We start from the raw sequence: 24,117 nt of genomic DNA on the forward strand, positions 1-24,117 counted from the left end.
TTCAAGGCGCGCCAACCAATCCATTCAAATACTCAACGCGCTTTTGCGTCTGCTCCAGCAGGCAGAAGGTATGGATCGTGCCAAAACCGCTGCCTTCCCTTGATTCGTAAGTCTCGAAGTCGCAACTGGCATCCCGTAAGGCAATCCAGGCCAACTGGGCCTTTTTCAGCATCTGATCCTCAGTGGGTGGCTGTCTGGAAATGCCATTGTCTTTGTACCGCGCGATCAAGGTTTTGTAAGCGACATTCAATGCTCGATCGGAAGCTTTGAGTTGCTGTTGCAGGCAATCGTACATCTGACCTTCATCGGTGGCGGCAGGGCAGAGGTTGCTGGCTTGCGCGGTGGTGCACAGTGCGAAAAAAAGGGCTGGAACAAGCAATGAGCGGTAGCGGTGAATCGTTTTCGGCGCAATGCCGGGTTGAAGGCCATCCATGGTTCATCGTTCTCTGGTGTGTGGGGGGCGTCACTTTAATGGTTTGGCGCCGTTTGTAGCGAATCCAGTGATGTGCACCGTACCGTCAGCTCAGGAAGGCCACGATTTGCCGACCACCGCCGATAAATCCAGACACAGACCCAGACCACCAAGTCGCGAACAGACGCGCGGGTTTGCCATGTCGTGATATTCTTCGCCCCAACTTGCTTTGACCATTCAGTTCGCGCGCCCCAGAGGCGAGCAAACAGGATCAATGTCGCTCAAGTAGCTGAAGCCAATAATGATAAAAAGTCAGTTCAGTAGGGACATATAAACTGAGGTCGATGGACACGTCGGCCTTGTGTGCCCACCCTCCAATCCTGATGTGCGGGAACCCACGACATGCTGCCTGCGTGCCGTGAACCAGGGCCTCACGCGTGAGGATGGAAGGGCGGATGGCGTTTTATCATAGGTGCTACAGATGCTTAAAAAACTCAACACGGCCCTGCTGGGGCTGGCTTTGTCGATGGGGATCACGTCCGTTCACGCGGAAGAGGCAAAGAAAGTCGATGTGCTGCTCATTGGCGGCGGCATCATGAGCGCGACCTTGGGCGTGTGGCTCAACGAGCTGCAACCGGACATGTCGATGGAAATGGTCGAGCGCCTCGATGGCGTCGCCCTGGAAAGCTCCAACGGCTGGAACAACGCCGGTACCGGTCACTCCGCCCTCGCTGAGCTGAACTACACCCCGGAAGACGAAAACGGCAAAGTGTCGATCCCGAAAGCCGTTGAAATCAACGAAGCTTTCCAGATCTCCCGCCAGTTCTGGTCGTGGCAGGTTCAGCAAGGCGTTCTGAAGAACCCGCGTTCGTTCATCAACTCCACTCCGCACATGAGCTTTGTGTGGGGCGATGACAACATCAAGTTCCTGAAAAAACGCTACGAAGCCCTGCAAGCGAGCCCGCTGTTCGCCGGCATGCAGTACTCCGAAGACCCGGCTGTGATCAAGAAGTGGGTTCCGCTGATGATGGAAGGGCGTGACCCGAACCAGAAAGTCGCGGCCACCTGGACCCCAATCGGCACCGACGTCAACTTCGGCGAAATCACCCGCCAGTTCGTTGCGCACCTGCAAACCACGCCAAAATTCGACTTGAAACTGTCCAGCGAAGTACAGGACATCACCAAGAACGCCGATGGCACCTGGCGCGTCAGCTACAAAAACCTGAAAGACGGTATCGAAACCGAAACCGACGCCAAGTTCGTCTTCATCGGCGCGGGCGGCGGTGCACTGCACTTGCTGCAGAAGTCCGGCATTCCTGAAGCCAAGGAATATGCAGGCTTCCCGGTCGGCGGCTCGTTCCTCGTGACCGAAAACCCGACCATCGCCGAACAACACTTGGCCAAGGCCTACGGCAAAGCCTCCGTCGGCGCACCGCCAATGTCCGTTCCGCACCTCGACACCCGTGTCCTGGACGGCAAACGCGTCATCCTGTTTGGCCCATTCGCGACCTTCAGCACCAAGTTCCTCAAAGAAGGCTCGTACCTGGACCTGCTGACCACCACCACCACCCACAACATCTGGCCGATGACCAAAGTCGGCATCAAGGAATACCCGCTGGTCGAGTACCTTGCCGGCCAACTCATGCTGTCCGACGAAGACCGCATGAACGCCCTGAAAGAATACTTCCCGAACGCCAAAGCCGAAGACTGGCGCCTGTGGCAAGCCGGCCAACGCGTGCAAATCATCAAGCGTGATGAAGCCGCCGGTGGCGTGCTGAAGCTGGGTACCGAAATCGTTGCTTCCGCTGACGGCTCGATTGCCGGTCTGCTGGGTGCATCGCCAGGTGCATCGACTGCTGCACCGATCATGCTGACCGTGCTGCAAAAGGTCTTCAAGGATCAGGTTGCATCGCCTGCGTGGCAGGAGAAGCTGCATCAGATCGTGCCGAGCTATGGCACTCAATTGAACGGTAGCCCTGAGAAGGTTGCTGAGGAGTGGGCTTACACGGCGAAAGTGTTGCAACTGACTCCGCCGCCGGTTATCCCTCAGGCAGCGGCTGCGGTTGCTGCGCCGGCTGATGCTGGTAAGGCTCCGAAGGCTAATGCTGCTAGTGATATGGCTTTGTAAGTAGAAGCTGAATCGAAAAGCCCACTAGGCCGGTAACGGTTAGTGGGCTTTTTTGTGGGTGGGATTTGAGAGATATATTGCTAGCCCGTGGCGTTGATTGTTTTTTCAGTACCTTTTCTTGTGACCGTAGTGGTTTGCCACAGATAACTGTCGATCCAAAGCGGTTGCTCGGCAAGGACTGCTTTCGCCCCATTGCTGCCGGTGGCGAAAGGCAGAAATCGGCCGATTTCTGCCTGTTGCCACCCGCCACTCTGGGTCGTTTTCTGCCTGTCGTGACCGACTGAAACAACCCATAGCAGACATTGGCTAACGTTGGGGCGCAAGTACCCGTTTAGCGGCGACGCTTCGCGCCATCCGCTGAAACAGATGGTCAGTCTTACTTAACCAATTCGACCTCGCTCGGCCGCCACTCTTTTGTAAAGAACGATTCAAGCGGGCTGTAGAGGCGCAGGAGCGTAAACCACCCTTTGTCGGGCGTAGTCTGGATCCAGTTGCCTGCCTTGGCGTCAGCGGGCTTGGAAGGGCCGAAGTAGATAGTCGTCGAACCGTCCGCGTTCTCTGTGGCGGCCGGTGTAGGGTAGGTCTGGCTTCCTGCGCGCGGGTAACGCTGCTGCGTCTGGAGCATTGACCGCGTCTGGTTGTCGTAGACGGTGAACGACCAGAACTTGGCCGCGGGAATCTTCGGCGGCAGGGTCACCTTGTAGGTCTTGCCGCCATCGAAGGGATTTTTTTCAGCATCAGTGAAGCCCATGAGGTACTGCGAACCGACATTGGGCAATCGCATAATCATGCCCGGCGAATCCATGGTGTAGCCGTAGTAAAAGGCCGCGCGGGAATCGAGGGTCCGCGCGCCAGTCGGTGGCAGCGCTTTAAACAAGCCTTCCTTGGTGATCGTCGGCGGCGGTGTCTCGAAGTCGAAGCCACCTTGCCATAGCATGTTGGCCCACATCGAGTTCGGATAAAGGGACCAACCAGGATAGTCTGCGGCACGCCAATTCAGCGCTCGCCCAGCCGCGTTGCCCACCGCCGCAGCGTCGGTGAGAATCTTCTTCATTCGGGCGTCGGGGCTGAAGGGTTTGCCCTTCACGATGCCAATGGCCGCCAGTTGGCCAATGAGTTCCGGGTTGAAAGAGGTGGCCGGTTCCAGCTGTACGAGCTTGTCGAGCATCTCGAAATAGGAGAAGTCGTTAGGCGCGATTGTATTGAATGACTTGCCGCTCCCCTCAACGAACTTCGTCGGCGGTATCGGTGGATTGGGCGCAAGCCTGACGTTGCCTTCGAGTGCCGTGGCAATGCTGGTGCCAAATCCGCCCGGCGTGTAGGGGTAGATCTTCAGCGACTTTTTGATCTCGGCCACAGCAGGTTTCGGATCGTTGTTCTCCATGAAGGCACGAACGGCGTAGAGCACATGATTGGTTTTTGATCGGCCCACGAAGAAGCCGCTGTCTGGAAGAGGACCATCGTAGTCCGGCGGCACGATCAGATACTTGCCGCCTTCGCCCCGATCAGGGCCGGGCGCGCCGATGTCGATGATCCAGCCGAACCACATGTCATTGAGCGTGCCGAGCGCCTTCGGTGGCACCTCAACCACCAATGGGCCTTTCGTCAAGTCGAGGACCGCGAGCGTATAGATCGTATCGACGTTGGCGGTGAGAAAGAGCGATTTGGAGTCCATCAACTCAGAGAAGATAACCACCGAGTTGTCCTCAGCCCCGATGCTGTGGAAGCCCTCGCGAACCGCATAGGCCGAGGCGCCCGAAAAACTGTTCATGAACGCGTCTACACCACGGGTGAAAGCCAGGGTGTCATAGACGTCCTGGGCGGTTTTTGCGCTCGGCGCGCCATCCTTGAATTCCAGCGTGCCGATACGGGTCTCAAGACGATCGGGCGTGGTGATCGCGGGGGGGATTTCGGTGGTGGTCTGCGTCTCGGCCATTACAGGAATGGCCAGCGCGACGAAGGTCGCCAATACGGCCAGTGGTCTGAGCGTGTGCGTCATAGTGCTCTCCTTGAGAGGCGTCTATTGCATTGACTACCCAAATAAACCTAGTGGTGGACGTGTGCTTTCACGACGCGGGTTGTCTCGTGCGAGTTGGCTCGGGTGCGTTCCTAGTCTTTGTTGCCGACCTTGTTCTGGGCTGCCTCCTTGCCCGCGACATTCAACTGCGGCGGTTCGAGCTTGACGGTGAGTTTGTGCAGCGAGCCGTTGAACGCGAACGGTACCTGGTAATCCTTGTCATCGACGGGAGTGCCGGTGTCAGAGCCGACGTCGAAACTTTCATCCACGCCGAAGACGAATGGAACGCTGTTGGGGATCGTACGGCTCGCCACTTGCTTGCCATCCACCGACAGCACGCCGGTGCCGCCTTTTCCGAACCCCGGCCCAGCGTATTTAAAATCGAAGCTGATGCCGTGCTTTCCGGGAGTAAGCGCCTCGGTCCCTTCCCAACGGAATTGCGCCACTCCCTCAAGGTTGTAGCTGAAAACCGGCTTGCCTTTCAGAAGGTAGAGGGCATAACCACCGAAGCGGCCGCCGTCCGTCACCAGCACGCCGTCGCCGCCGCTTTGCGGAACGGTGACGTCAGCCGAAATAACGTAGGACTTGTTCAATATGTTGGGCTCGTTGCCTGGAAGAATGCCGGTCACCGGCGACAAGTAATTGAACTCGGTGCGTCCGGCCACGATGCTCGGGCGCTGAGCAACGACGCGAGTGAAACCGGAGGCGTCGAGCGGTAACACTTGATACTTGTTCGCTTCCACCCAGAACAAATCCTGGAGTTCCTTGAGTTTGGCAGGGTTGGCTGCTGCGACATCGTCGTTCTGCGTCCAGTCCTTGGTGATGTCGTACAGCTCCCATTTGACGCCATTGACGATGTCCTTGGGTGGCTGCGCGGTGATATCCCAAGGTGCGCGGTAAGGCGTCGTCGATGCCATCCAACCTTCGTGGTAGAGCGCGCGCAGGCCGAGCATTTCGAAATACTGCGTGGTGCGCGTGGACGGCTTGTCGGCATTCGGCTTGTCAAAAAGGTAAGCCATGCTCGTGCCTTCGATGGGCTTTTGCGCAATGCCATCTACCTGGAGCGGCGCGTCTATGCCGGTGGCTTCGAGGATCGTCGGCTCGATGTCAATGACGTGGTGGAACTGGTTACGGATGCCGCCGGCATCCTTGATCCGGTTCGGCCAGGAGATGGCCATGCCTTGGCGGGTGCCGCCAAAATGTGATGCGACCTGCTTGGTCCACTTGAAAGGTGTATCCATGGCCCAGGTCCAGCCCACGGCCATGTGCGGATAGGTCTGGTCCGAGCCCCAAGCGTCTAAATACTTCATCTGGTCGGCCACCGGTACGTTGATTCCGTTGAAGGTAGTCATTTCGTTTGGTGTGCCGTTAGGGGTGCCTTCTGCGCTACCGCCGTTGTCGCCGCTGATGTAGATAACCAGCGTGTTATCGAGCTTGCCCATGTCATCAATCGCCTGGATCACCCGGCCGATTTCATGGTCGGTGTACGCGAGATAGGCCGCATAGACCTCCATTTGGTGGACATACAGTTTTTTCTCGTCCGCCGGCAGTTCGTCCCATTTCTTCAGAGAGTCCGGCCACGGCGTGAGTTTGGCTTGCTGCGGGATGACACCGAGGCGCTGCTGGTTGGCGAAGATCTGGTCGCGCGCGACGTTCCAGCCCATGTCGAACTTGCCCTTGAATTTATCTATCCATTCGGGCGTCGGGTGATGCGGCGCGTGGGTGCCGCCGGGCGCGTAATAAAGAAAGAACGGCTTCTTCGGATCGAGTGCGTTCAATTCATTGACGTAGCCGACGGCGTCATCCGCCATCGCGGTGATCAGGTTCCAGCCTGGTTTGCCGACGTAGGGATGGATCGGGGTGGTGTTGCGCATCAGATTGCCCGGTTGCCACTGGTTTGTTTCGCCCCCCATGAATCCGTAGAAATAATCAAAGCCCATGCCGATGGGCCATTGATCAAACGGGCCGGCCTGACTGATCTGGAAGGAAGGGGTGTTGTGGTTTTTGCCGAACCACGAGGTGGCGTAGCCGTTGTCCTTGAGGATTTTGCCAATGGTCACCTTGTCCTTGGTGATGACGCTGTTGTAGCCGGGATAGCCCGTTGAAACTTCGGTGATGACGCCGAAGCCGACGGAATGGTGATTGCGCCCGGTAATCAAGGCGGCGCGCGTCGGCGAACACAGTGCCGTCGAATTGAATTGCGTGAAGCGCAACCCGGCTGCCGCGACGCGATCCATGGCGGGCGTAGGGATGATGCCGCCGAACGTACTGGGGGCGCCGAAGCCGACATCGTCGGTGATGATCAACAAAATATTCGGCGCGTCTTTGGGCGGAACGACGGTCGGCGACCAGTAGGGTGTGGAGCTTGCGGCGTCGAGGTTGATAACGCCGCGGAATGCTTCTGGAGGATTAGGGAGGTATCTCCCATCGATGGTCGTGGTAGCGCTGGGTGAACCGGGCGTGCCGTTGACTTCCGGTGTCGCTGCATTGGCACAAGAGAACGAAAGCAAGGCAACTGCCAGTCCTGAACTGATGCGCTGGCGCAGCCATAAAGGTTTATTCCAGTGTGCAGTGGCCATGGCCAGCTCCTGTAAACCCCCGAAACCCCAAGTTCGGAGTGTAGAACCGTTTTCTTCTCTCGCCAGTCCATCTCATCGTTCGCGCGAGCGGGCGTTGACATTGGAGTCGTGCTGTCTATACCTGATCTTGATGTCAGGAAGGTTCAGCAATGGCCGCAGCCTGAAATCAAGGGGAGCGCACATGCTTATCAGGAAACGGCGTTTGGGTATCGCCATCGTCTGCGCCGGGATCGTGTCGGCTTGCGTGGCGTTAGTGGTGTATCAGCACATTCGCGGCCCCGTGCCGTTGACGCTGGGTGATGGAAAAAATGGCCCCTTGGGAATGGTCTGGCTTCCTGCCGGCGAATTTTTGATGGGGAGCGATCATAAGCAGGCTCGTCCAAACGAGGGGCCGGCGCACAAGGTTCGACTCGACGGGTATTGGATCGACCGCTATGACGTCACCAATGCCGATTTCGCCCGTTTCATTTCTGAAACGCATTACGTCACCACCGCCGAACGTAAACCCAAATGGGAAGATCTGAAAGTACAACTACCGCCGGGTACTCCTGAGCCGGATGACAGTGTCATGGTGCCTGGCGCATTGGTTTTTGTGGGAACAGAGAGGCCGATCCCACTCAATGATTTCAGCCAGTGGTGGGCATTTGTCCCAGGGGCTGACTGGCGCCACCCGCTGGGGCCTGACAGTACTATCGAGGGCAAGGAAACCCATCCGGTGGTTCAGGTTTCACGCGAAGATGTACAAGCGTATGCCGCTTGGGCCCACAAACGGCTGCTGACCGAGGCTGAATGGGAATACGCCGCAAGAGGCGGACTGGAACAAGCGAATTATGCGTGGGGTAATGACTTCTCGCCCGGCGGGGAAAAGATGGCTAATACCTGGGATGAGGTACAGCCGTTTCCCGTGAGCGGGTCCAGCAATAAATTCAAAATCGGCACTAAACCGGTAGGCAGTTACCGACCTAACGGCTACGGGCTCTATGACATGTCCGGTAACGTTTGGCAGTGGGTCGCCGATTGGTATCGTGCCGATGCGTTTAGAGTAGGGCTCAAGCATCAGTCGGCGGGTGAAGCAGTGTTTAACCCGGTAGGTCCCTCCGACAGCTATGACCCGGATCTCGGAGTAACGGCCAACGCACCACAGCGTGTGATTCGAGGGGGCTCTTTTCTTTGTAGCGACAGCTACTGCACGAGCTTTCGAACCAGTGCCAGGCAGGGCGCAGATCCAATGAACTCGATGTCGCATCTCGGCTTTCGCCTGACGATGAGCAATGATCAATGGGAAAAGAACCGCTGAATGTAATATTCACGCGGGAGCCATGCTTTACCGTCAAGAAATAGCTTGGCATTGCATCGGATTTCGTTTCTGGCGCTTGTATCGCACGAAGATTTATCTGTTGGGCCCTGCGACTGAGCAAAGTGTCGCCGAGGTCGCCGGTTCCGACTTTTACGATGAAAACGCGAATGACGGCTTTTGGCCGTTCTCTTCCGATCATGGTTACAACGCGTGTTGGTCAAATCCGATGCAATCGGGGGTCAGATGTCATGCAAATGACTGGTAAGGTCGAATGCAAAAACGTGGTCAAGTGGAGTTCAATTTCCTATACCTTGATGTTTCCTGACAGGATGAGTGCAGTAACGTGTTTTAAACTCTGCAAGACGTCGTCCACAGCTTCAAGATCCCCTTCCATATAGTCTTGATGTTTCAACGGGGCCTAGAGTGCCGACATGGGAACCGCACTCCCCTTTAGAATTGGGGGAGTGGGGGTTCGGGGTTAATTGTTTTCGAGCGCCGCGTAAGCGTCCAAGACCCGTGCCGAATAGGTCACTGCTGCGCCGTTTAGCACTTGAAGGCCGCCCACTGTATCGGGCGACAGCATGGCAAGGTCACCGATTCGGCCCAGCAGTGTTTCGCGGTAGTCATTCCAATCCAGCATCATCGTTTCTCTCCTTTAAATACGGCCGGCGGTTACGCCGCCGTCAACTGGCAACACGGTGCCGGTAATCCAGGAAGCTTGCTCGGAGGCCATGAATAGAATGGCTTCGGCCACATCCGCAGGCTGGCCATTGCGACCCAGTGGGTGGAACGCGTTGAAGGTCGGCAGTACTTCCTTGATCTGCTCGGTGTCCATGAAGGTGTTGTAGATCGGTGTTTCCACCACCGCAGGGGCGACTGTATTGATACGGATGTTGGACGATGCCAGCTCGATCGCCAGGTTACGGGTCAGCGCATGGACACCGGCGTTGGCGGCCGAGTACGCAGCCGATGGAGTCGCGCCGATCGCTTGCAGCGCCCACAGCGAACCGGTTTGCACGATCACGCCACCGCCGCGTTGCTGCATTGCTTTGGCTGCGGCCTGGGCCATGAAAAATTTGCCCTTGAGAATGATGTCGATGAAGCTGTCGTATTCCTGCTCATCGACCTCCAGGAAAGGCTTGGGATTAAACACGCCTGCGTTGCTGACCAGGATGTCCACGCCCCCGAACTCGGCTGTCGCCAATTCGACCAATGCCTTGGCCGTGGCGGGCATGGCGATATCACCCGCCAAGGTACGTATCTGTTTGCCGCTAGGGTCGATTTGCGCTGCGGCTTTTTCAAGTTTTGCCGAATCACGACCGGCGATCACAACACTAGCTCCCTCAGCAACTAGACGTTGAGCAACTTCTTTACCGATGCCTGAACCGCCGCCGGTTACGATCGCGACTTTGGAAGAAAATCTTTTCATGTTGAAATGCCCTGTGTGAGTGAGGAAAAATGTTCTGACCGGCTTTACTCGGATATTTGCAGTATTTGAGCCTTTAACGTTTCGGTCTGGCTGCTATTCTTCGTCTTCGGGTCAGGGCTCACAAATCAGAAGTTTTTTCCAAACATTAAAGAATTTCTTTAACAGATGACGACACCAACCTATCTAAACGCGCTCCGGGCATTTGAGGCCGCAGCTCGGCATCAAAGTTTTTCAGCCGCAGCAGCAGAACTTCATGTCACGTCCGCGGCCGTGGGGCAGCAAGTGAGAACACTGGAGGCGTGGCTGGGTATTACGTTGTTCAATCGTTCTTACAGTGGAACCGCGCGGCTAGTCCCGACGGATGTCGCCCGAGAAGCTCTACCGGATATTCGGGAAGGTTTTGACCGTTTACGCATGGGGTTGGCGCGGTTGAAGGAGGGCTCGCTCAGCACGGGGTTGACCGTTACCGTCAGTCCGGCATTTGCGGCCAAGTGGTTGTTGCCCCGTATTGAACGATTTCAACTTGCGCACCCACAAATCGATGTGTTGCTGGACACCAATCTCAGGCCTGTGGATTTCATTGCCGAGGGCATGGACATCGGCGTTCGATATGGTGTGGGGCGTTGGCCGGGATTGACGGCGATCAAAATGATGGACGAAGAGATGTACCCTGTCTGCGCACCGACCTATCCATTGCTGAAGGCGGGGCGACTGTCAGGCAATAAACTGCCCCAGGCAACGTTGATTCATGACTTGTCGATGGCGGGCGATCCTGCATACCCCACTTGGCGAACCTGGCTCGATGCGTCGGGATACACCGATGTAAATGCGGAACACGGGCTGCGTATCAACAATTCGGCTGCCGTGCTTCAAGCGACTATCGATGGTCACGGACTGGCACTTGGGCGTAGCGTCATGTTGCGCGACGACTTGGCAGCCGGGCGGTTGATTCGACCCTTCGGCGATGCCATTCGCCTGCTGGATTTTGCTTACTACATTGTGTTCCGGCCTGAGGTTGCTGGGCTGGCGAAAATTCAGGCGTTCCGCGATTGGTTACTCGAGGAGTCATCGAAAGTTGGCAGTGCTTGAGCGCAATTCGTTGATGAATTTTTCCTGAGCATTGAGCGACTGCTTTTGGCCGGCTCCTGCCGGTCAACAGCGTCAAACTAAAGTTGGCCAGCGATCTCAAGTCGATGCTGGCCGATAGCAGCCCTCGATTGGTAGCACATACCTCTCGGATATTTCCCACATGCCGCCAGACTTGCCCCTCGGAAGCCCCCTCGCTAACCTCTCTTCGCCGCTGCCAATACAGCGAACGGGTGTGGTAGCCCGAATTTTTCATAGGAACCCAATCCCTTGGAGTTCCAATGTCCGACGAAAACAACAATTCCACTGAAAGCCCCGAGTCGTCAAAGACCGATACCGTGCCTCCGTCCCGCAACCCAGCCATGGCCGAGCGCCGTCCCAATCCCATCTTCGCCATCGTCCCCAACGTAAACAACGAAACCCTCCTGGTTCACGCCTGTGAAACCCTTGCCTCGGCAAGCGTCATGGCCAGCGAGTTGGCGTTCATTCTCGAAGGGCCCAAGTGCAATCTGGCGTTGGCGATACAGCAGATGATTGCGTTGGCAGAGTTGTCGGTGAATCGGGTGTTGGATGTAGTTGATCCGCAGGGGTAGGTGAGGCCGTCGCCTTACCTGTTACGTAGTAAAAAGCCCACTGAACCGGTGACGGGGCAGTGGGCTTTTTTGTGCGTGGGAGGCGTTATCGCCCCCCCATTGGATAATGCTCAATCCGACACGCATAACTATTGCCATCACCCTTGCACACCCCATCCAGATACCGATAGTCAACCCGCACCGACTGTCCCTTTTTAGGCCACTGTCGACGTGGCAGCGGGTTTTGATAGTCAGCTTGTTCCGGAGTGAAGGTGACGGTCGCTCCCACTTCTGGGCATTCCACCGTGGTCGATGCAGGGCTGACTTTCAGGATTCGGGCCTGTACCTGCGGAAAGGGTCGTTTCAACACATCGGTGACAAGAAGCTCCATAGCGCAAATTTGCCACACGCCTGCTTGCACGGGTTCGCACATGAGTAAGAGCGTTAAAACAAACAGCGCAGATTGCGTGACATGGTTTTTCATTAATACGCCTGCCTGCCTTGGATTCATCGAATCATAGAGCGATCAAATCTCTTCAGTGTCGACCGATACTTCGATGTAGAAGAACTTTACATCGGGCCACAATTCGCGTCGGTTGATGGGCGTTTCCTCAGAAGCCATGACGAAGCCATACCCGATATCTGTTTTTTTATCGCGATAAAAATAGGGCATGGAGTCCCAAACGCAGCAGTAAAACTTGAGTGGCGGCAGGCCAAAACGCTGGCTCATGTACCGCTCTGCCTTGAGCGCGTCAGCACCCGTTACGCGGTACTGGGCAACGAAGGGTTTTCCCTGTCGGTCAGTGGCTTGAGTGCATTGTAAAAACTCTACAAAGGCAGGTTTGTCACTGATCTTCGAGAGGAAATCCTCGCAGCCTGGTTCCGCCACTGCACAGTTCGACAGCATGGACAGGGCTAGTAAAAACAGTCCGCAGATTAATCGGCTCATTTACGACTTCTCTGTCTTCACTTTCTGCGCCAAATCCCCCGTCACCCCCGCCGTGATAACCCCCGCGCCCGGTGCCAGGTTGGTCACGGTGCTGGTCACGCTGGTGGTTATGTTGCGGGTGTACGCATCAATAGGCATGCCGCCACGCATATGGGCCGAGACCATTTGTGGCGAGATGACGGTGCGGGTGATGGTGGAGCTGACGGTGCGGAACAGGTTACCCAGGGCCGATACGATCGAGATGATGGTGAGGGCGGCGAAGGGGATGGATAGCCACATGATGCTCATCTTGAACAGCGCATGTTCGGTGGCGAAGCCATTAAGGCTGCGGCAGTAGACAATCGATGCGATCAGGTAGGCGCCGGCGAGTGTCGCGATGGCCATGGGGTCGCGGATGTCGAAGGCCAGGCGTGCGCACAGCAGGCCGTAGATTACCAGGCTGGCGAGCACGTCCGGGAGCAGGCTTTTAAGGCCTTCCAGGGCTTTGGAAATGTTGTAGATGACGAAGCCGATGATCACGATCCAGCCGAGCACGGGAATGATGCCGATGGCCATGACGAGTACCGAGAGCAGCAGGCTTTTAATGATGCCGTGGTGCAGGTTGTTTCTGATCAGGTAGAAGACGAAGTAACCGAAGGAAAACAGCGCGATCAACGCGAGGGAGCCCAACGCGGCTTCACGCGGAAGAAAAAAACTCATGCCGCCTACCGCCATCATGAAGGCCAGGCAAAGGTAACCACTTTTGTTCATCGATGTTCGTCCGTGATCTGGAAGCAACCTGGGTGTTGTTCCGTTGGGCGTGCATGCTACTAATTTGCCATTACTTTTGTCGAGCCGCGACGCTATCGGCAAAAGGGCACGCCACGGGATGACCTCGCCCAGTTCGGCGGGAATAGGCAATAAATCAGCAGGATGGGGTCATCGGTCGTGCCTGCGCCGGTCTTATCCTGTGGGCAACGCGGTGCAACGCAGCCGCCAAGGTTTGTGAGCGGTCGGCGATCGATGGGTCGCCACTGTCATCCACTTGAACGATTCAGCACCTACGCTACTCCTCTGATATTCGACATCCGACTCAAAAGGCGATCGTAATGACCAAGACTTACAGCTACGCCGCGCAGGATTCCAAGGACTCGCTCAAGCCCTTCACCTTCGAACGCCGTGCGCCAGGCGCCGATGATGTGCAGATCGATATCCTCTATTGCGGCGTCTGCCATTCCGACTTGCATACCGCACGCAATGAGTGGCAAAACACTTTGTATCCTTCCGTTCCGGGCCATGAAATTGTTGGTCGGGTGACCGCGGTTGGCGCGAATGTCAGCAAGTTCAAGGTGGGCGATCTGGCCGGCGTCGGCTGCATGGTCGACAGCTGCCAGCACTGTGCGTCGTGCGCCGAAGGCGACGAGCAATATTGCGAGAACGGCTTCACCGGCACTTACAACGGCCCGGTGTTTGGTGGCGAGAACACCTTTGGTGGGTATTCGGACAATATCGTGGTCAAGGAGAAGTTCGTTCTGCGCATTTCCCATGGCGACGCCAACCTGGCCGCCGTCGCGCCGCTGCTGTGCGCCGGCATCACCACGTATTCGCCGCTGCACCACTGGAAGGTCGGCCCAGGCAAGAAAGTCGGCGTGGTCGGCCTCGGTGGTCTCGGGCACATGGCGGTGAAGATCGCCCATGCCATGGGCGCGCATGTGGTGCTGTTCACCACGTCGCCGAACAAGCGTGAAGACGGTCTGCGCCTGGGCGCCGACGAAGTGGTGGTGTCGAAGAACCCGGAAGAAATGGCCAAGTTCGCCAACACCCTGGACTTCATCCTCAATACCGTGGCGGCGCCGCACGATCTGGATGCCTTCCTCTCGCTGCTCAAGCGTGATGGCACTATGACGCTGGTCGGCGCGCCGGACAGCCCGCATCCATCGCCTTCGGTGTTCAACCTGATCTTCAAGCGCCGCAGTCTGGCGGGTTCGTTGATTGGCGGGATTCAGGAAACCCAGGACATGCTGGATTTCTGTGCCAAACACGGGATTGTCTCGGACATCGAGATGATCAACATCCAGGACATCAACGAAGCCTATGAGCGCATGCTTAAAGGCGATGTGAAGTACCGCTTCGTGATCGACATGAGCAGTCTCAAGAAGGAAGCTAATGCAGCCTGATTGAGGGTAAAGAGGCCCGAGTTGAGGCTTCCCTGAAGCAAAGAAAAAAACCGCTGGGCCGATAACGGTCGAGCGGTTTTTTTGTGGTTTTCTGTATAGGTGATGGCGCGTCGCTACTGTAGTATCGCCGCGCGCTGAGCCTGCTGAAGATGTGACGGTTTTACACGCAACAATCGTGTTGCGGGTGCCGATGGACCTGCTGATGGCTAACAAGGAAATGGAATGAGTTTGCCTAACGATTTTTCTGCTGAGCAATACCTGTTTTTACACCCTGACGTCAGATATTCAGGTATCGATCCTGCCGAGCACTACCTGACTTGGGGGCTCCAGGAAGGTCGTCCTTATAAACTGAGTACCGACCCATTACTGTCTAAAATCAGGGGCGAATACCACTCGGACGGATTGAAGACGGTGCACAACCACGACTTCATGAGCGATCCGAGTTATATCGCTGCCTATGACCGAGGCGTGCAGGCCTCCGGCTCTGACTATCAATGGTATTGGCGTGTTCACCTGGGGCTTTGGGCGGCACGCACCGCTGCAAAACACCAGGGTGATTTTGTCGAGTGCGGCGTCAATTACGGTTTCTTGAGTTCAGCGATCATGCATGACCTGGACTGGGACTACACCGGCAAAACGTTCTATCTGCTGGACACTTTCTCGGGTATTGATGACCGCTATTTGTCGGACGAAGAGAAAGTGGGCGGTGTCTCGGGTAAAAGCCAAAAGTGGGTGGATGACGGAACTTATACATCCAATATCGACGCGGTCAGGGCGAATTTCTTGCAATGGTCCAATGTGAAGATCATTCAGGGCTCAATCCCGGAAACCCTGAGCCAGATCGATTCAACCCGGATTGCTTACTTGCACATCGACATGAATTGCGTGATGCCGGAAGTGTCTGCGATCGAGTTTTTGTGGGATCGCCTGGTGCCGGGGGCCATCGTTTTACTGGATGACTACGCGTACTTTGGCTATCAGCCACAAAAGGACGGCATGGACCAATGGGCCGCGAAAAGGAACATTGCGATCGCCAGCCTGCCAACGGGGCAGGGGCTTATGATCAAGCCGTGACGGACTCACCGTTGCGCTATGGAAACCCCGTAGCGCGACGGTCGGCACCCTGTTTGCATCGCACGCAACCCCTCGCTCCGGCCCCTCTTGACCCTCAGCCGTTCAGGCAAAAGATTCTGCCTATCAAGCCCTAACACTGCGCCTATTAGCAGTCCGCCTCAGACGGTCTAGTCTTACCGTTGCGCTGGCGTAAGCTGGCCACTCAATACCTGATGAAAGAGATAAGAAAGCGTCACAGGCTTGCCGTGGGCCCGCGTGCTGGCGAATCGGTCGCCACTCTCCAGACTTCCCGTGTGGCCACAATGAGCAGTTGATCGAACTGCCTGGCCCAGCAGCCTATGTCATTGATTTCACTCATTGCTATTGCAGGCCCAGACCGGGCCGGGTAGCTGGATGAACACGACCGAAGGTAGCTCTTACATGGCAAACGAATCGAAATGCCCGTTCAATCACGCCGCTGGCGGTGGCACGACGAACCGCGACTGGTGGCCGAATCAACTGAACCTGAAGATCCTGCACCAGCACTCGACCCTGTCCGATCCTCTGGACGAGGGTTTTGACTATGCCGAGGCGTTTAAAAAACTGGATTTCGCGGCGGTCAAAGCGGACTTGAATGCGCTGATGACCGACTCGCAAGACTGGTGGCCGGCGGACTTCGGTCACTACGGGCCGTTTTTCATCCGCATGGCCTGGCACGCTGCCGGTACGTATCGCACCGGTGACGGACGGGGCGGGGCGGGGTCCGGTCAGCAGCGCTTTGCGCCGCTCAACAGTTGGCCGGACAACGTTAGCCTCGACAAGGCGCGGCGGCTGCTTTGGCCGATCAAGCAAAAGTATGGCCAGAACATTTCCTGGGCTGACCTGATTGTCCTCACCGGTAACGTTGCGCTGGAGTCCATGGGCTTCAAGACCTTTGGTTATTCCGGTGGCCGCGCTGACGTCTGGGAGCCGGATGAAGACGTGTACTGGGGCTCCGAAAACAAATGGCTGGGCGGCGACACCCGCTACGACAAAGCGCAAAAACCCGTGCAAGCGCCCGGCGATGTTCCACTCGTGGCCGAACCTGGAAGAAATGAGGACAGCCGTACCGACCACGGCCGCAACCTGGAAAACCCGTTGGCCGCTGTGCAAATGGGCCTGATCTACGTTAACCCCGAAGGCCCGGAAGGCGAGCCAGACCCGGTCAGGTCCGCCATCGATATCCGCGAAACCTTCGGCCGCATGGCCATGAATGACGAAGAAACCGTGGCGCTGATCGCCGGCGGCCACGCCTTCGGCAAAACCCATGGCGCCGGCCCTGCCGACAATGTCGGGGCAGAGCCCGAAGCCGCTGGCCTCGAACAACAGGGCTTTGGCTGGAAGAACAGCTTCGGCACCGGTAAAGGCCCCGACACCATCACCAGCGGCCTGGAGGTGACCTGGACTACTACGCCGACCAAGTGGAGCAACAACTACCTGGAAAACCTGTTCGGCTTCGAGTGGGAATTGACTAAAAGCCCGGCCGGCGCGCATCAGTGGACACCGAAAAACGGCGCTGGCGCCGGCATCATTCCGGATGCTTTCGATCCGTCGAAACGTCGTAACCCAACCATGCTGACCTCGGACCTGGCGCTGCGTTTCGACCCGATCTATGAACCGATTTCCCGGCGCTTCCTGGCCAATCCCGATCAACTCGCCGATGCGTTCGCCCGCGCCTGGTTCAAACTGATCCACCGCGACATGGGGCCGCTCTCGCGCTACCTCGGCCCGGAAATGCCCGCCGAAGAATTGCTGTGGCAAGACCCGATCCCGGCGCTCGACCATGAAGTCGTCAACGACAGCGACATCGCGGCACTAAAAGGCAAACTCCAGGCTTCGGGCCTGAGCGTTTCGCAACTGGTCTCGACCGCTTGGGCGGCGGCTTCGACCTTCCGTGGCTCCGACAAACGCGGCGGCGCCAACGGCGGACGTCTGCGCCTGGCCCCACAAAAGTCCTGGCAGGCCAACCAGCCTGAGCAACTGGCGAACGTGCTGGGGAAACTCGAAAGCATCCAGAGCGAGTTCAACAGCGGCGGCAAGAAAATCTCCCTGGCCGACCTGATCGTGCTGGCCGGCAGCGTGGGCGTTGAGCAAGCGGCGAAAAATGCTGGCCACAACGTGACGGTACCGTTCACGCCGGGGCGGATGGACGCGTCGCAAGAGCAGACGGACGTGGAATCGTTCGGCTTCCTTGAACCCATCGCCGATGGCTTCCGCAACTACCTCAAAACCCGCTACCGCGTACCGGCCGAAGCGCTGCTGATCGACAAGGCGCAACTGCTGACCCTCACCGCGCCCGAAATGACCGCGCTGATTGGCGGCCTGCGAGTGCTGAACACCAATGTCGGCCAAACCAAACACGGCGTCTTCACCCAACGGCCAGAAGCGTTGACCAACGACTTCTTCACCAACCTGCTGGACATGGGCGTGGAGTGGAAACCGACGTCGGAGGCGCAGGAGGAGTTTGAAGGACGGGATCGTAAAACCGGCGCAGTGAAATGGACGGCGACTCGGGTTGACCTGGTCTTCGGCTCGAATGCGCAGTTACGGGCGCTGGCGGAGGTGTATGCCAGCAGTGATGCGAAGGAGCGGTTCGTTAAAGACTTTGTGGCCGCGTGGGTCAAGGTGATGAACCTGGACCGGTTCGACCTGAAGTGACGTAAGCAACAACAAGCCCGCTGAACCGGTCACGGTCAGCGGGTTTTTTTTACCTGCCGGTGGGTCAAGCCATAGCGCGATCTGTAGCAGCTGGCGAAGCCTGCGTTCGGCTGCGAAGCAGTCGTGAAACCTGAGCACGCGGTCTACCTGAAGAATCGCGTCGGCTGATTTCACGACTGCTTCGCAGCCGAACGCAGGCTTCGCCAGCTGCTACAAAGGGCGCGTATTGCCAGAGATTTGGGCCGCATTCGGGTTTTTTTGATGAGCAGCGAAGCGCCCCCCCAAACATCTGATCCGTATTTTCTCGCGCCACCTGCATCTGTAACGAGATCAGTCACGGTCCCACAATGCCTCACCGGCCCGGCCGCCTGAAGCGAACACGTTTCAATGCGCCTGTTGCGCCGCAAACTCAAGTGGTAGGAGGCCTTATGGCTAAGATGGCGATTTTCCTGGGTGGGTTTCTGGTGCTGACTGTCTTGATTGGTGCCTTGGCCACGATCTCTCCGGTGTAAGACAAAATGCCCGCTGAACCGGTGACGGTGAGCGGGCATTTTTGTGGGCGGAGTTCGCGTTACTCGTCGCCGTACATCAACTCCAGGCTGCTGATCCACTCTTCAGTAGCGCCGTACCTTACGTAATAGGCGTTCTTTTCTGCTGCGCTCAAAGCGGTGAAAAATGGCAGGAAGTAGCCGTCGTTGTAGTAACCATTCGCCCCTTGCATCGCGCCGCCCCACCACGCGGGGTTGTACCCCTCGAACGCAACCCACGGTGGAGGAACGGCGAAACGTTCACGACGAATGATGTCGAGGAAATCGACGCTATTCGTCACCAGCCGCACGGTGGTGGCATTGAAGGCTTCGTCGCCGGTGAGACAGAGCAGACGGTGGTTTTTTTCGGTTATCGAGTATTGCTTGACGAGTGCGCCGTTGAACGTCTTTTCCGTCTCGTAGCTGAATCCTGATTCCACGAGGGTCCAAAAATGATCGACGTCTTCCTTGTCGATTAAAAACGAACAGTAATAGGCCGGAACACCAATGCTCTCCAGCGAAACCGCTGGTACAGAGTCAGCCAGAAGGCATGCCAAAGGCTCGGTAAAAACAACCTTCAATTCGTCTGGGGAATACCCGACGACCTGTTCTTTGGGGGCTTGCCTTACGATGGCTTTGAAACGATCAAAAAGACTCACTGCCCACCTTCGATCCTTGAGATTTAACATCAAACTTATCCGTTGTTGAGCGAGGGGCATCACCGCGTGGGCCAAGAGAAATGCAAGAGGGGTGTAGCTGGCCGTCTTCGTCTGGGGAGAGCCAGACTTCGTGGTAATACCGATTGGACATTGGGAATGCTGTATCGATTGGGAGGGAGATTTATGACAGGTGCGGCGCTTAATCTCAAATGTCGTGTCGCACCTTGCACCTCACGCAGGCAATCCGATGCTATAAATATTCAAAACCTCGCCACAGGTATGCATTCGACGCGGAGTTACGCCGTACATGCCAACACCCGTGAACTTTCCCGTCCAAGCCGCTGCAAAAGCCGTCTTGCAGCAACTCGTCGAACACATCACACCCACGTCCACAGAAGCATCCATTGCCCGATTTGCCGCCCAGGCTTTGGGCCAATCCGGCTATCCCGAAACCTGGTATTACGACTGCCCGGCCTTTGTACTGCTAGGGTCTCGAAGTGTGCTCTCGGTGTCAGGACGAACATACAGGCCGAGCGATGAGGCGGTTGGCCCCCATAATTTAATAACAGTGGATTTAAGCCCGAAATCGGGCGATGTCTGGGGCGACTGCGCGCGCTCGTTTTATGTGGAGGGTGGTGTGTGCAGGGCCGTGCCCATTGGGGATGAGTTCGGTAGAGGGTATGAGGTAGAGCGCCAGTTACACGAGATGATGTGCCAGTTTGCCCAGCCGCAGACGACTTTTCATGAGCTCTATGAGTTCGCCAATGACTCGATCATTTCGGCAGGGTTCGAGAATCTCGATTTCAGCGGGAATGTCGGGCATAGCATCTGTGAGCGACGGGATGACAGGTTGTATGTGGAGGCGGGGAATTACCGGCGTCTCGGGGAGGTGGGTTGTTTCACCTTTGAACCTCATATTCGCCAGAAGGAACGCGTATGGGGATTCAAGCATGAAAATATATATTTCTTCGATAGCAATGGCGGCGTGTCTGAGCTCTGAAGTTGATTCAGGGGCCCCTGTGGCCAGGGAGTAAGCTCCCACGCCACAGGTGTGCATTCGATCTAGTTGCCGTCTGCTACTTTGCGCTCTATCTCATCAATTTTCCGCTGCAGTTCCTCGGCATCCTGTTCTTTAGCCCGGGTTGAAGAGGGCGTAATAATTTCATCTACCCCTCGGGTATCGCTATCGCTATCCCGATCCTCAAGATCCCTTTCCACCACATTGACGGGTTTTCCCGATGTATCAGTGGGCGGGGCGTTGGGTGTGGTTTTCGATTCGTTGTTCATATCGCGTACCTCCGTTGGCCTAAACATTGGAGGCACCGATATGGCCAGAGTTCGAGATTTCTACAGTCGACTCTCACGCCTGCGATGCGCCCGGCCGATCTGCCTATTCAACGGGCACCGGAATATGCATCGGCTCGCTTTCCCCCATCGTGCTGTATTGCTCACGCAGAGCACGCAGTTCCTTGGTTCCCAGCTTGTCCAGGCACATCGCCGCGTTCTGCGCCTCCTGGGTGGCACGCAGTAATTCGTCAATTTTCAAATGCAAAATGTCGTTGTCGCGGTTCTGGGTGTTTTGAATGAGGAAGACCATCAGGAATGTGATGATGGTGGTCGAGGTGTTGATGATCAGTTGCCAAGTGTCGTTGTAATGAAAGTACGGCCCTGTACATGCCCAGACGGCGATCAATGAGATGGCGAGCAGGAAGGTTTTTGAACTGCCAGCCCGGTTGGAAAGGGTTTGACAGAGTTTTGCAAATTTCATGGCCGTGAATCCTGAGGGTTGGTATTCCGTGGACCGTGGCCGACTCTTGAAATTCTTTTTTACATTTAAATCGTCCGACGAAATGTCGACTCCTCACCTTAGCCCTCTGCGACGGGGTTCGATGCATACCTGAATCAGGCGGTGATTCTCAGGGCCTCTTCGCGGGCAAGCCTCGCGCCTGCCGGGGGAGCAGGCTTGCTCAGGATCGGGATTTGCTCAGCAATTTGCTGAACGCCACCTTATCGACGGGCCGGCTCATGTAGAAACCTTGCACCTCATGACATTGATCGGCGCCCAGTATTTTCAGTTGTTCTTCCGTTTCGACCCCTTCGGCAGTCACGGTCAGGCCCATGGCTTTGCCCAGGCTGATGATGGCCTGGACCACCGCGCGGTCGTTGCCGCCGCTGCCCATCGAGGCGATGAAGCGTTTATCAATTTTGATGCCGTCGAACGGGTAGGCGCGCAGATAGCCCAGTGAGGAATAGCCGGTGCCGAAGTCGTCCATGTTCAAGCGCACGCCCAGTTCCTTGAGCGCATTCATGGTGGTGAGGGCGCCGTCGATGTCGTTGAGCATGACGTTTTCGGTGATTTCCAGTTCCAGGCGGCTGGCCGGGAAGCGGGTCTCGACCAGCACTTCGCGCACGTCCTCCACGACGTCGCTGCGGGCGAATTGTGCGGGAGACAGGTTGACCGACAGCAGGATGTCGTCCGGCCAGGTCAGGGCGGTTTCACAGGCTTCGCGCAGCACCCAGCGGCCCAGCGGCACGATCAGGTCGGTTTGCTCGGCCAACGGGATGAACAGGTCCGGGCCGAGCAGGCCTTGCGTTGGATGCTCCCAGCGGACCAGCGCTTCCACCGAGACGATTTCCTTGCCGTCCACCTTGTAGCGCGGCTGGTAGTGCAGCACAAACTGATTATTCAGCACCGCCTGCCGCAGATCATCTTCCAGTTGGCGACGATGCTGGATCTGGTCGCTCATGTGCGCTTCGAAATAGCACCAGGTGTTTTTACCGTCGGACTTGGCCTTGTACAGGGCAATATCGGCACAGCGGATCAATTCGCTGGGCACGTATCCCTGGCGACGACTGAGGGCAATGCCCAGGCTGGCGCCGACGTGCAGCGTATGGTGTTCATAGGGGATGGGCCGGTGCAGGCTCTCGATCAGGCGGGTGCAGAACTTGTCGATCTCGCTGTGGCTGTTCATGCCGAGGACCACCACGACAAACTCATCTCCACCCAGCCGGGCGACGATGTCATGGTCGCGGGTGCACTCGCGCAAGCGCACGCCGACTTCCTGCAACACCGCATCGCCAGCGGGATGGCCGAGTGAATCGTTGATCGGCTTGAAGTTGTCCAGGTCGAGCATCAACAGCGTCAAGGGCGCCGAGTGTTCCTTGAGCTGCAAGGCGTCTTCCAGGTAGCGCGCGAGCTTGTTGCGGTTGGGCAATCCGGTCAACGCGTCGTGCATCGACAAATGCTGGATTTGCGCGTGGGCGGCAACTTCGTCGGTGATGTCGCTGGCCGTGCCCCGGTAACCCATGACCTTCTGGTTATCGAAGATCGGTCGGGCGGACACCCGGCAGTAACGCTGTTGCCCGGTGTGATCGCGGTAAGTGCAACGCAGGTCGCTGACACTGGCTTCCTCCGTCAGTTTGTTCAACCAAAGGGCCAGCGGCGTGGTGTCGCAATACAGCAGTTGTTCGATGTTTTGCCCCAACCACTGCTGATCGGAGAACCCGGTCACTTCGCTGAAACGTCCGGAAAGGTAGGTGATGTACTGGTGTTGATCGATTTCCCAGATCCAGTCGGACGCGGCTTCCGCAACCGCGCGAAAACGTTCTTCGCTGGCCTCCAACGCGTGATTGGCGCTTTCCAGTGCCTGGTTGGACGCTTGCAACACCTCATAGCTGGTATCGACGTAGCGAGAGGAGCGCAACGCATACCGAAAGAAATAAGCGGTGAGCAACATCAGCACCACCAACGTCCCGCCCAGAGTTGGCAGCAACGACCATAACAAGTGCTTTCCCGGCTCATCGAGTTGGGCAATCAGGCTGTAGCCGGTGCCTTCAAGCGGGATTTGCGGCTGGTCTTTAGTGAAGTTGGCATCGGGGGCCAGATTCAAAACCTTCAGGCCATAACTGGTGCCCAAGGTATACAGTTTGGCCGTGGTCAGTTGATCGACGAACACCAGCACCGAGAGGGTTTTCGGATCATCAATCGGCCGTGCGTCATTCGGCGTGATCGCCTGGGCCGTCAACAAGGCGGGCCAGCCCTCGAACATCGTGTACAGGCTCATCGGTTTGGTGAGATCTTCCTGGCTCTGAACCTGATCGATCAGCGTCGCGGCTGACGCCATCACGTAACTGGAAAAATCCGCCTGGACCATCAGCCCCCGAATCACCGCGTATTTGGTGTGTCCCCGGTCGAGTACGAACAGGCCTTCGTAGCCATCGTTACTGAACAGCGTTTTGCCTATGTTTTGCTCGGTGTACGCCCAATCGATGTCGACTTCACTGTTTAAATGCTCGTACGCCGACGTCCAGTAGGCATAACTGGTGATGTAGTTTTTTGACGCGGTGATGCGATTTTCCAGGGCGCGGGCGGTGTAGAACCGTGTGTCGTTGATGTCTTCGGTGTCGAGGCCGGTGGCGATGCTGAACAGCGCACCGACCACCATGCAGACGCCGACGATAAACAGAATGCCCATGGCAAGCGCCAGGCGCCAGGTCACCGAGCTTTGGCGGGAGGGGACCGAAGCTGTGTAGGCTGAAACGTCCATTGACTCGTC

20 protein-coding genes are annotated in these 24,117 nt (G+C 57.0%); 8 read left to right on the forward strand and 12 right to left on the reverse strand.

Features of this window, described 5'->3' with window-relative positions; genetic code table 11:
* Window position 1: 1 nt before the first annotated feature.
* Window positions 2-433 (reverse strand): lysozyme inhibitor LprI family protein, encoded by a 432-nt coding sequence (locus ACA071_RS12685; protein WP_497644659.1) that lies wholly within the window; start codon window positions 431-433, stop codon window positions 2-4.
* A 460-nt stretch (window positions 434-893) separates the two neighbouring features.
* On the opposite strand from ACA071_RS12685, the gene mqo reads away from it, so the two are divergent.
* Window positions 894-2,540: a malate dehydrogenase (quinone) gene (gene mqo / locus ACA071_RS12690; protein WP_497644660.1), complete on the forward strand. Its 1,647-nt coding sequence runs from the start codon at window positions 894-896 to the stop codon at window positions 2,538-2,540.
* Between the two features lie 376 nt (window positions 2,541-2,916).
* Here mqo and ACA071_RS12695 read toward each other — a convergent pair whose 3' ends face one another.
* On the reverse strand, window positions 2,917-4,539 hold the full coding sequence (locus ACA071_RS12695; protein ID WP_497644661.1) for a DUF1254 domain-containing protein: 1,623 nt from the start codon (window positions 4,537-4,539) through the stop codon (window positions 2,917-2,919).
* 110 nt (window positions 4,540-4,649) lie between these two features.
* The gene (locus tag ACA071_RS12700) at window positions 4,650-7,136 is read right to left on the reverse strand and encodes an arylsulfatase (protein ID WP_497644662.1); all 2,487 of its coding nucleotides are present in this window, start codon (window positions 7,134-7,136) and stop codon (window positions 4,650-4,652) included.
* A 202-nt stretch (window positions 7,137-7,338) separates the two neighbouring features.
* Here ACA071_RS12700 and ACA071_RS12705 point away from each other — a divergent pair, with 202 nt between their 5' ends.
* Window positions 7,339-8,433, forward strand: a complete 1,095-nt coding sequence (locus ACA071_RS12705) for a formylglycine-generating enzyme family protein (RefSeq protein ID WP_497644663.1) — start codon at window positions 7,339-7,341, stop codon at window positions 8,431-8,433.
* A 478-nt stretch (window positions 8,434-8,911) separates the two neighbouring features.
* Here the strand turns inward: ACA071_RS12705 and ACA071_RS12710 are convergent, their stop codons facing one another.
* Together ACA071_RS12710 and ACA071_RS12715 are read right to left on the reverse strand one after the other, a co-directional pair.
* Window positions 8,912-9,076: a hypothetical protein gene (locus tag ACA071_RS12710; RefSeq protein ID WP_497644664.1), complete on the reverse strand. Its 165-nt coding sequence runs from the start codon at window positions 9,074-9,076 to the stop codon at window positions 8,912-8,914.
* 12 nt (window positions 9,077-9,088) lie between these two features.
* Window positions 9,089-9,862, reverse strand: coding sequence for an SDR family NAD(P)-dependent oxidoreductase (locus ACA071_RS12715; protein ID WP_201187667.1), 774 nt, complete (start codon window positions 9,860-9,862; stop codon window positions 9,089-9,091).
* A gap of 165 nt (window positions 9,863-10,027) precedes the next feature.
* Between ACA071_RS12715 and ACA071_RS12720 the strand changes: the two genes are divergently transcribed.
* Window positions 10,028-10,951: a LysR substrate-binding domain-containing protein gene (locus ACA071_RS12720; protein ID WP_497644665.1), complete on the forward strand. Its 924-nt coding sequence runs from the start codon at window positions 10,028-10,030 to the stop codon at window positions 10,949-10,951.
* Window positions 10,952-11,229: 278 nt separating this feature from the next.
* Complete coding sequence (locus tag ACA071_RS12725; protein ID WP_497644666.1) at window positions 11,230-11,541, forward strand: DUF6124 family protein; 312 nt, start codon at window positions 11,230-11,232, stop codon at window positions 11,539-11,541.
* 85 nt (window positions 11,542-11,626) lie between these two features.
* Here the strand turns inward: ACA071_RS12725 and ACA071_RS12730 are convergent, their stop codons facing one another.
* From ACA071_RS12730 to ACA071_RS12740, 3 genes are read right to left on the reverse strand one after another with little or no spacing between them, the layout of a single operon-like run.
* The gene (locus tag ACA071_RS12730) at window positions 11,627-12,004 is read right to left on the reverse strand and encodes a hypothetical protein (RefSeq protein WP_497644667.1); all 378 of its coding nucleotides are present in this window, start codon (window positions 12,002-12,004) and stop codon (window positions 11,627-11,629) included.
* 42 nt (window positions 12,005-12,046) lie between these two features.
* On the reverse strand, window positions 12,047-12,469 hold the full coding sequence (locus tag ACA071_RS12735; RefSeq protein ID WP_497644668.1) for a DUF4952 domain-containing protein: 423 nt from the start codon (window positions 12,467-12,469) through the stop codon (window positions 12,047-12,049).
* Window positions 12,470-13,219, reverse strand: coding sequence for a hypothetical protein (locus tag ACA071_RS12740; RefSeq protein ID WP_497644669.1), 750 nt, complete (start codon window positions 13,217-13,219; stop codon window positions 12,470-12,472). It lies immediately after the preceding gene.
* A 338-nt stretch (window positions 13,220-13,557) separates the two neighbouring features.
* Here ACA071_RS12740 and ACA071_RS12745 point away from each other — a divergent pair, with 338 nt between their 5' ends.
* The 3 genes from ACA071_RS12745 to katG all read left to right on the forward strand — a co-directional run bounded on the left by ACA071_RS12745 (window position 13,558) and on the right by katG (window position 18,375).
* Entirely contained in the window at window positions 13,558-14,625 is a 1,068-nt protein-coding gene (locus tag ACA071_RS12745) for an NAD(P)-dependent alcohol dehydrogenase (RefSeq protein ID WP_497644670.1), read from the forward strand.
* 222 nt (window positions 14,626-14,847) lie between these two features.
* Window positions 14,848-15,699 carry a TylF/MycF/NovP-related O-methyltransferase gene (locus tag ACA071_RS12750; protein ID WP_497644671.1) on the forward strand — a complete coding sequence of 284 codons (852 nt, stop codon included), beginning with the start codon at window positions 14,848-14,850 and terminating at the stop codon, window positions 15,697-15,699.
* Window positions 15,700-16,119: 420 nt separating this feature from the next.
* On the forward strand, window positions 16,120-18,375 hold the full coding sequence (katG, locus tag ACA071_RS12755) for a catalase/peroxidase HPI (RefSeq protein ID WP_497644672.1): 2,256 nt from the start codon (window positions 16,120-16,122) through the stop codon (window positions 18,373-18,375).
* A gap of 571 nt (window positions 18,376-18,946) precedes the next feature.
* Here the strand turns inward: katG and ACA071_RS12760 are convergent.
* On the reverse strand, window positions 18,947-19,591 hold the full coding sequence (locus ACA071_RS12760; protein WP_497644673.1) for a hypothetical protein: 645 nt from the start codon (window positions 19,589-19,591) through the stop codon (window positions 18,947-18,949).
* 277 nt (window positions 19,592-19,868) lie between these two features.
* Here ACA071_RS12760 and ACA071_RS12765 point away from each other — a divergent pair, with 277 nt between their 5' ends.
* A complete protein-coding gene (locus ACA071_RS12765; RefSeq protein WP_497644674.1) occupies window positions 19,869-20,561 on the forward strand; it encodes a M24 family metallopeptidase in 693 nt (230 codons plus the stop codon).
* A 62-nt stretch (window positions 20,562-20,623) separates the two neighbouring features.
* Here ACA071_RS12765 and ACA071_RS12770 read toward each other — a convergent pair whose 3' ends face one another.
* The 3 genes from ACA071_RS12770 to ACA071_RS12780 all read right to left on the reverse strand — a co-directional run bounded on the left by ACA071_RS12770 (window position 20,624) and on the right by ACA071_RS12780 (window position 24,108).
* Entirely contained in the window at window positions 20,624-20,848 is a 225-nt protein-coding gene (locus ACA071_RS12770; protein ID WP_497644675.1) for a hypothetical protein, read from the reverse strand.
* Window positions 20,849-20,951: 103 nt separating this feature from the next.
* Window positions 20,952-21,329: a low affinity iron permease family protein gene (locus tag ACA071_RS12775; protein ID WP_497644676.1), complete on the reverse strand. Its 378-nt coding sequence runs from the start codon at window positions 21,327-21,329 to the stop codon at window positions 20,952-20,954.
* A gap of 199 nt (window positions 21,330-21,528) precedes the next feature.
* Window positions 21,529-24,108, reverse strand: a complete 2,580-nt coding sequence (locus ACA071_RS12780; protein ID WP_497644677.1) for a bifunctional diguanylate cyclase/phosphodiesterase — start codon at window positions 24,106-24,108, stop codon at window positions 21,529-21,531.
* Window positions 24,109-24,117 lie beyond the last annotated feature (9 nt).

The organism is Pseudomonas sp. LBUM1646, from assembly GCF_059716165.1.

Coding starts and splice junctions, on each gene's coding strand:
- ACA071_RS12685 (WP_497644659.1), bottom strand. CDS start 433: ATGGATGGCCTTCAACCCGGCATTGCGCCGAAAACGATTCACCGCTAC.
- mqo (WP_497644660.1), top strand. CDS start 894: ATGCTTAAAAAACTCAACACGGCCCTGCTGGGGCTGGCTTTGTCGATG.
- ACA071_RS12695 (WP_497644661.1), bottom strand. CDS start 4,539: ATGACGCACACGCTCAGACCACTGGCCGTATTGGCGACCTTCGTCGCG.
- ACA071_RS12700 (WP_497644662.1), bottom strand. CDS start 7,136: ATGGCCACTGCACACTGGAATAAACCTTTATGGCTGCGCCAGCGCATC.
- ACA071_RS12710 (WP_497644664.1), bottom strand. CDS start 9,076: ATGATGCTGGATTGGAATGACTACCGCGAAACACTGCTGGGCCGAATC.
- ACA071_RS12715 (WP_201187667.1), bottom strand. CDS start 9,862: ATGAAAAGATTTTCTTCCAAAGTCGCGATCGTAACCGGCGGCGGTTCA.
- ACA071_RS12720 (WP_497644665.1), top strand. CDS start 10,028: ATGACGACACCAACCTATCTAAACGCGCTCCGGGCATTTGAGGCCGCA.
- ACA071_RS12725 (WP_497644666.1), top strand. CDS start 11,230: ATGTCCGACGAAAACAACAATTCCACTGAAAGCCCCGAGTCGTCAAAG.
- ACA071_RS12730 (WP_497644667.1), bottom strand. CDS start 12,004: ATGAAAAACCATGTCACGCAATCTGCGCTGTTTGTTTTAACGCTCTTA.
- ACA071_RS12735 (WP_497644668.1), bottom strand. CDS start 12,469: ATGAGCCGATTAATCTGCGGACTGTTTTTACTAGCCCTGTCCATGCTG.
- ACA071_RS12740 (WP_497644669.1), bottom strand. CDS start 13,219: ATGAACAAAAGTGGTTACCTTTGCCTGGCCTTCATGATGGCGGTAGGC.
- ACA071_RS12745 (WP_497644670.1), top strand. CDS start 13,558: ATGACCAAGACTTACAGCTACGCCGCGCAGGATTCCAAGGACTCGCTC.
- ACA071_RS12750 (WP_497644671.1), top strand. CDS start 14,848: ATGAGTTTGCCTAACGATTTTTCTGCTGAGCAATACCTGTTTTTACAC.
- katG (WP_497644672.1), top strand. CDS start 16,120: ATGGCAAACGAATCGAAATGCCCGTTCAATCACGCCGCTGGCGGTGGC.
- ACA071_RS12760 (WP_497644673.1), bottom strand. CDS start 19,591: ATGTTAAATCTCAAGGATCGAAGGTGGGCAGTGAGTCTTTTTGATCGT.
- ACA071_RS12765 (WP_497644674.1), top strand. CDS start 19,869: ATGCCAACACCCGTGAACTTTCCCGTCCAAGCCGCTGCAAAAGCCGTC.
- ACA071_RS12770 (WP_497644675.1), bottom strand. CDS start 20,848: ATGAACAACGAATCGAAAACCACACCCAACGCCCCGCCCACTGATACA.
- ACA071_RS12775 (WP_497644676.1), bottom strand. CDS start 21,329: ATGAAATTTGCAAAACTCTGTCAAACCCTTTCCAACCGGGCTGGCAGT.
- ACA071_RS12780 (WP_497644677.1), bottom strand. CDS start 24,108: ATGGACGTTTCAGCCTACACAGCTTCGGTCCCCTCCCGCCAAAGCTCG.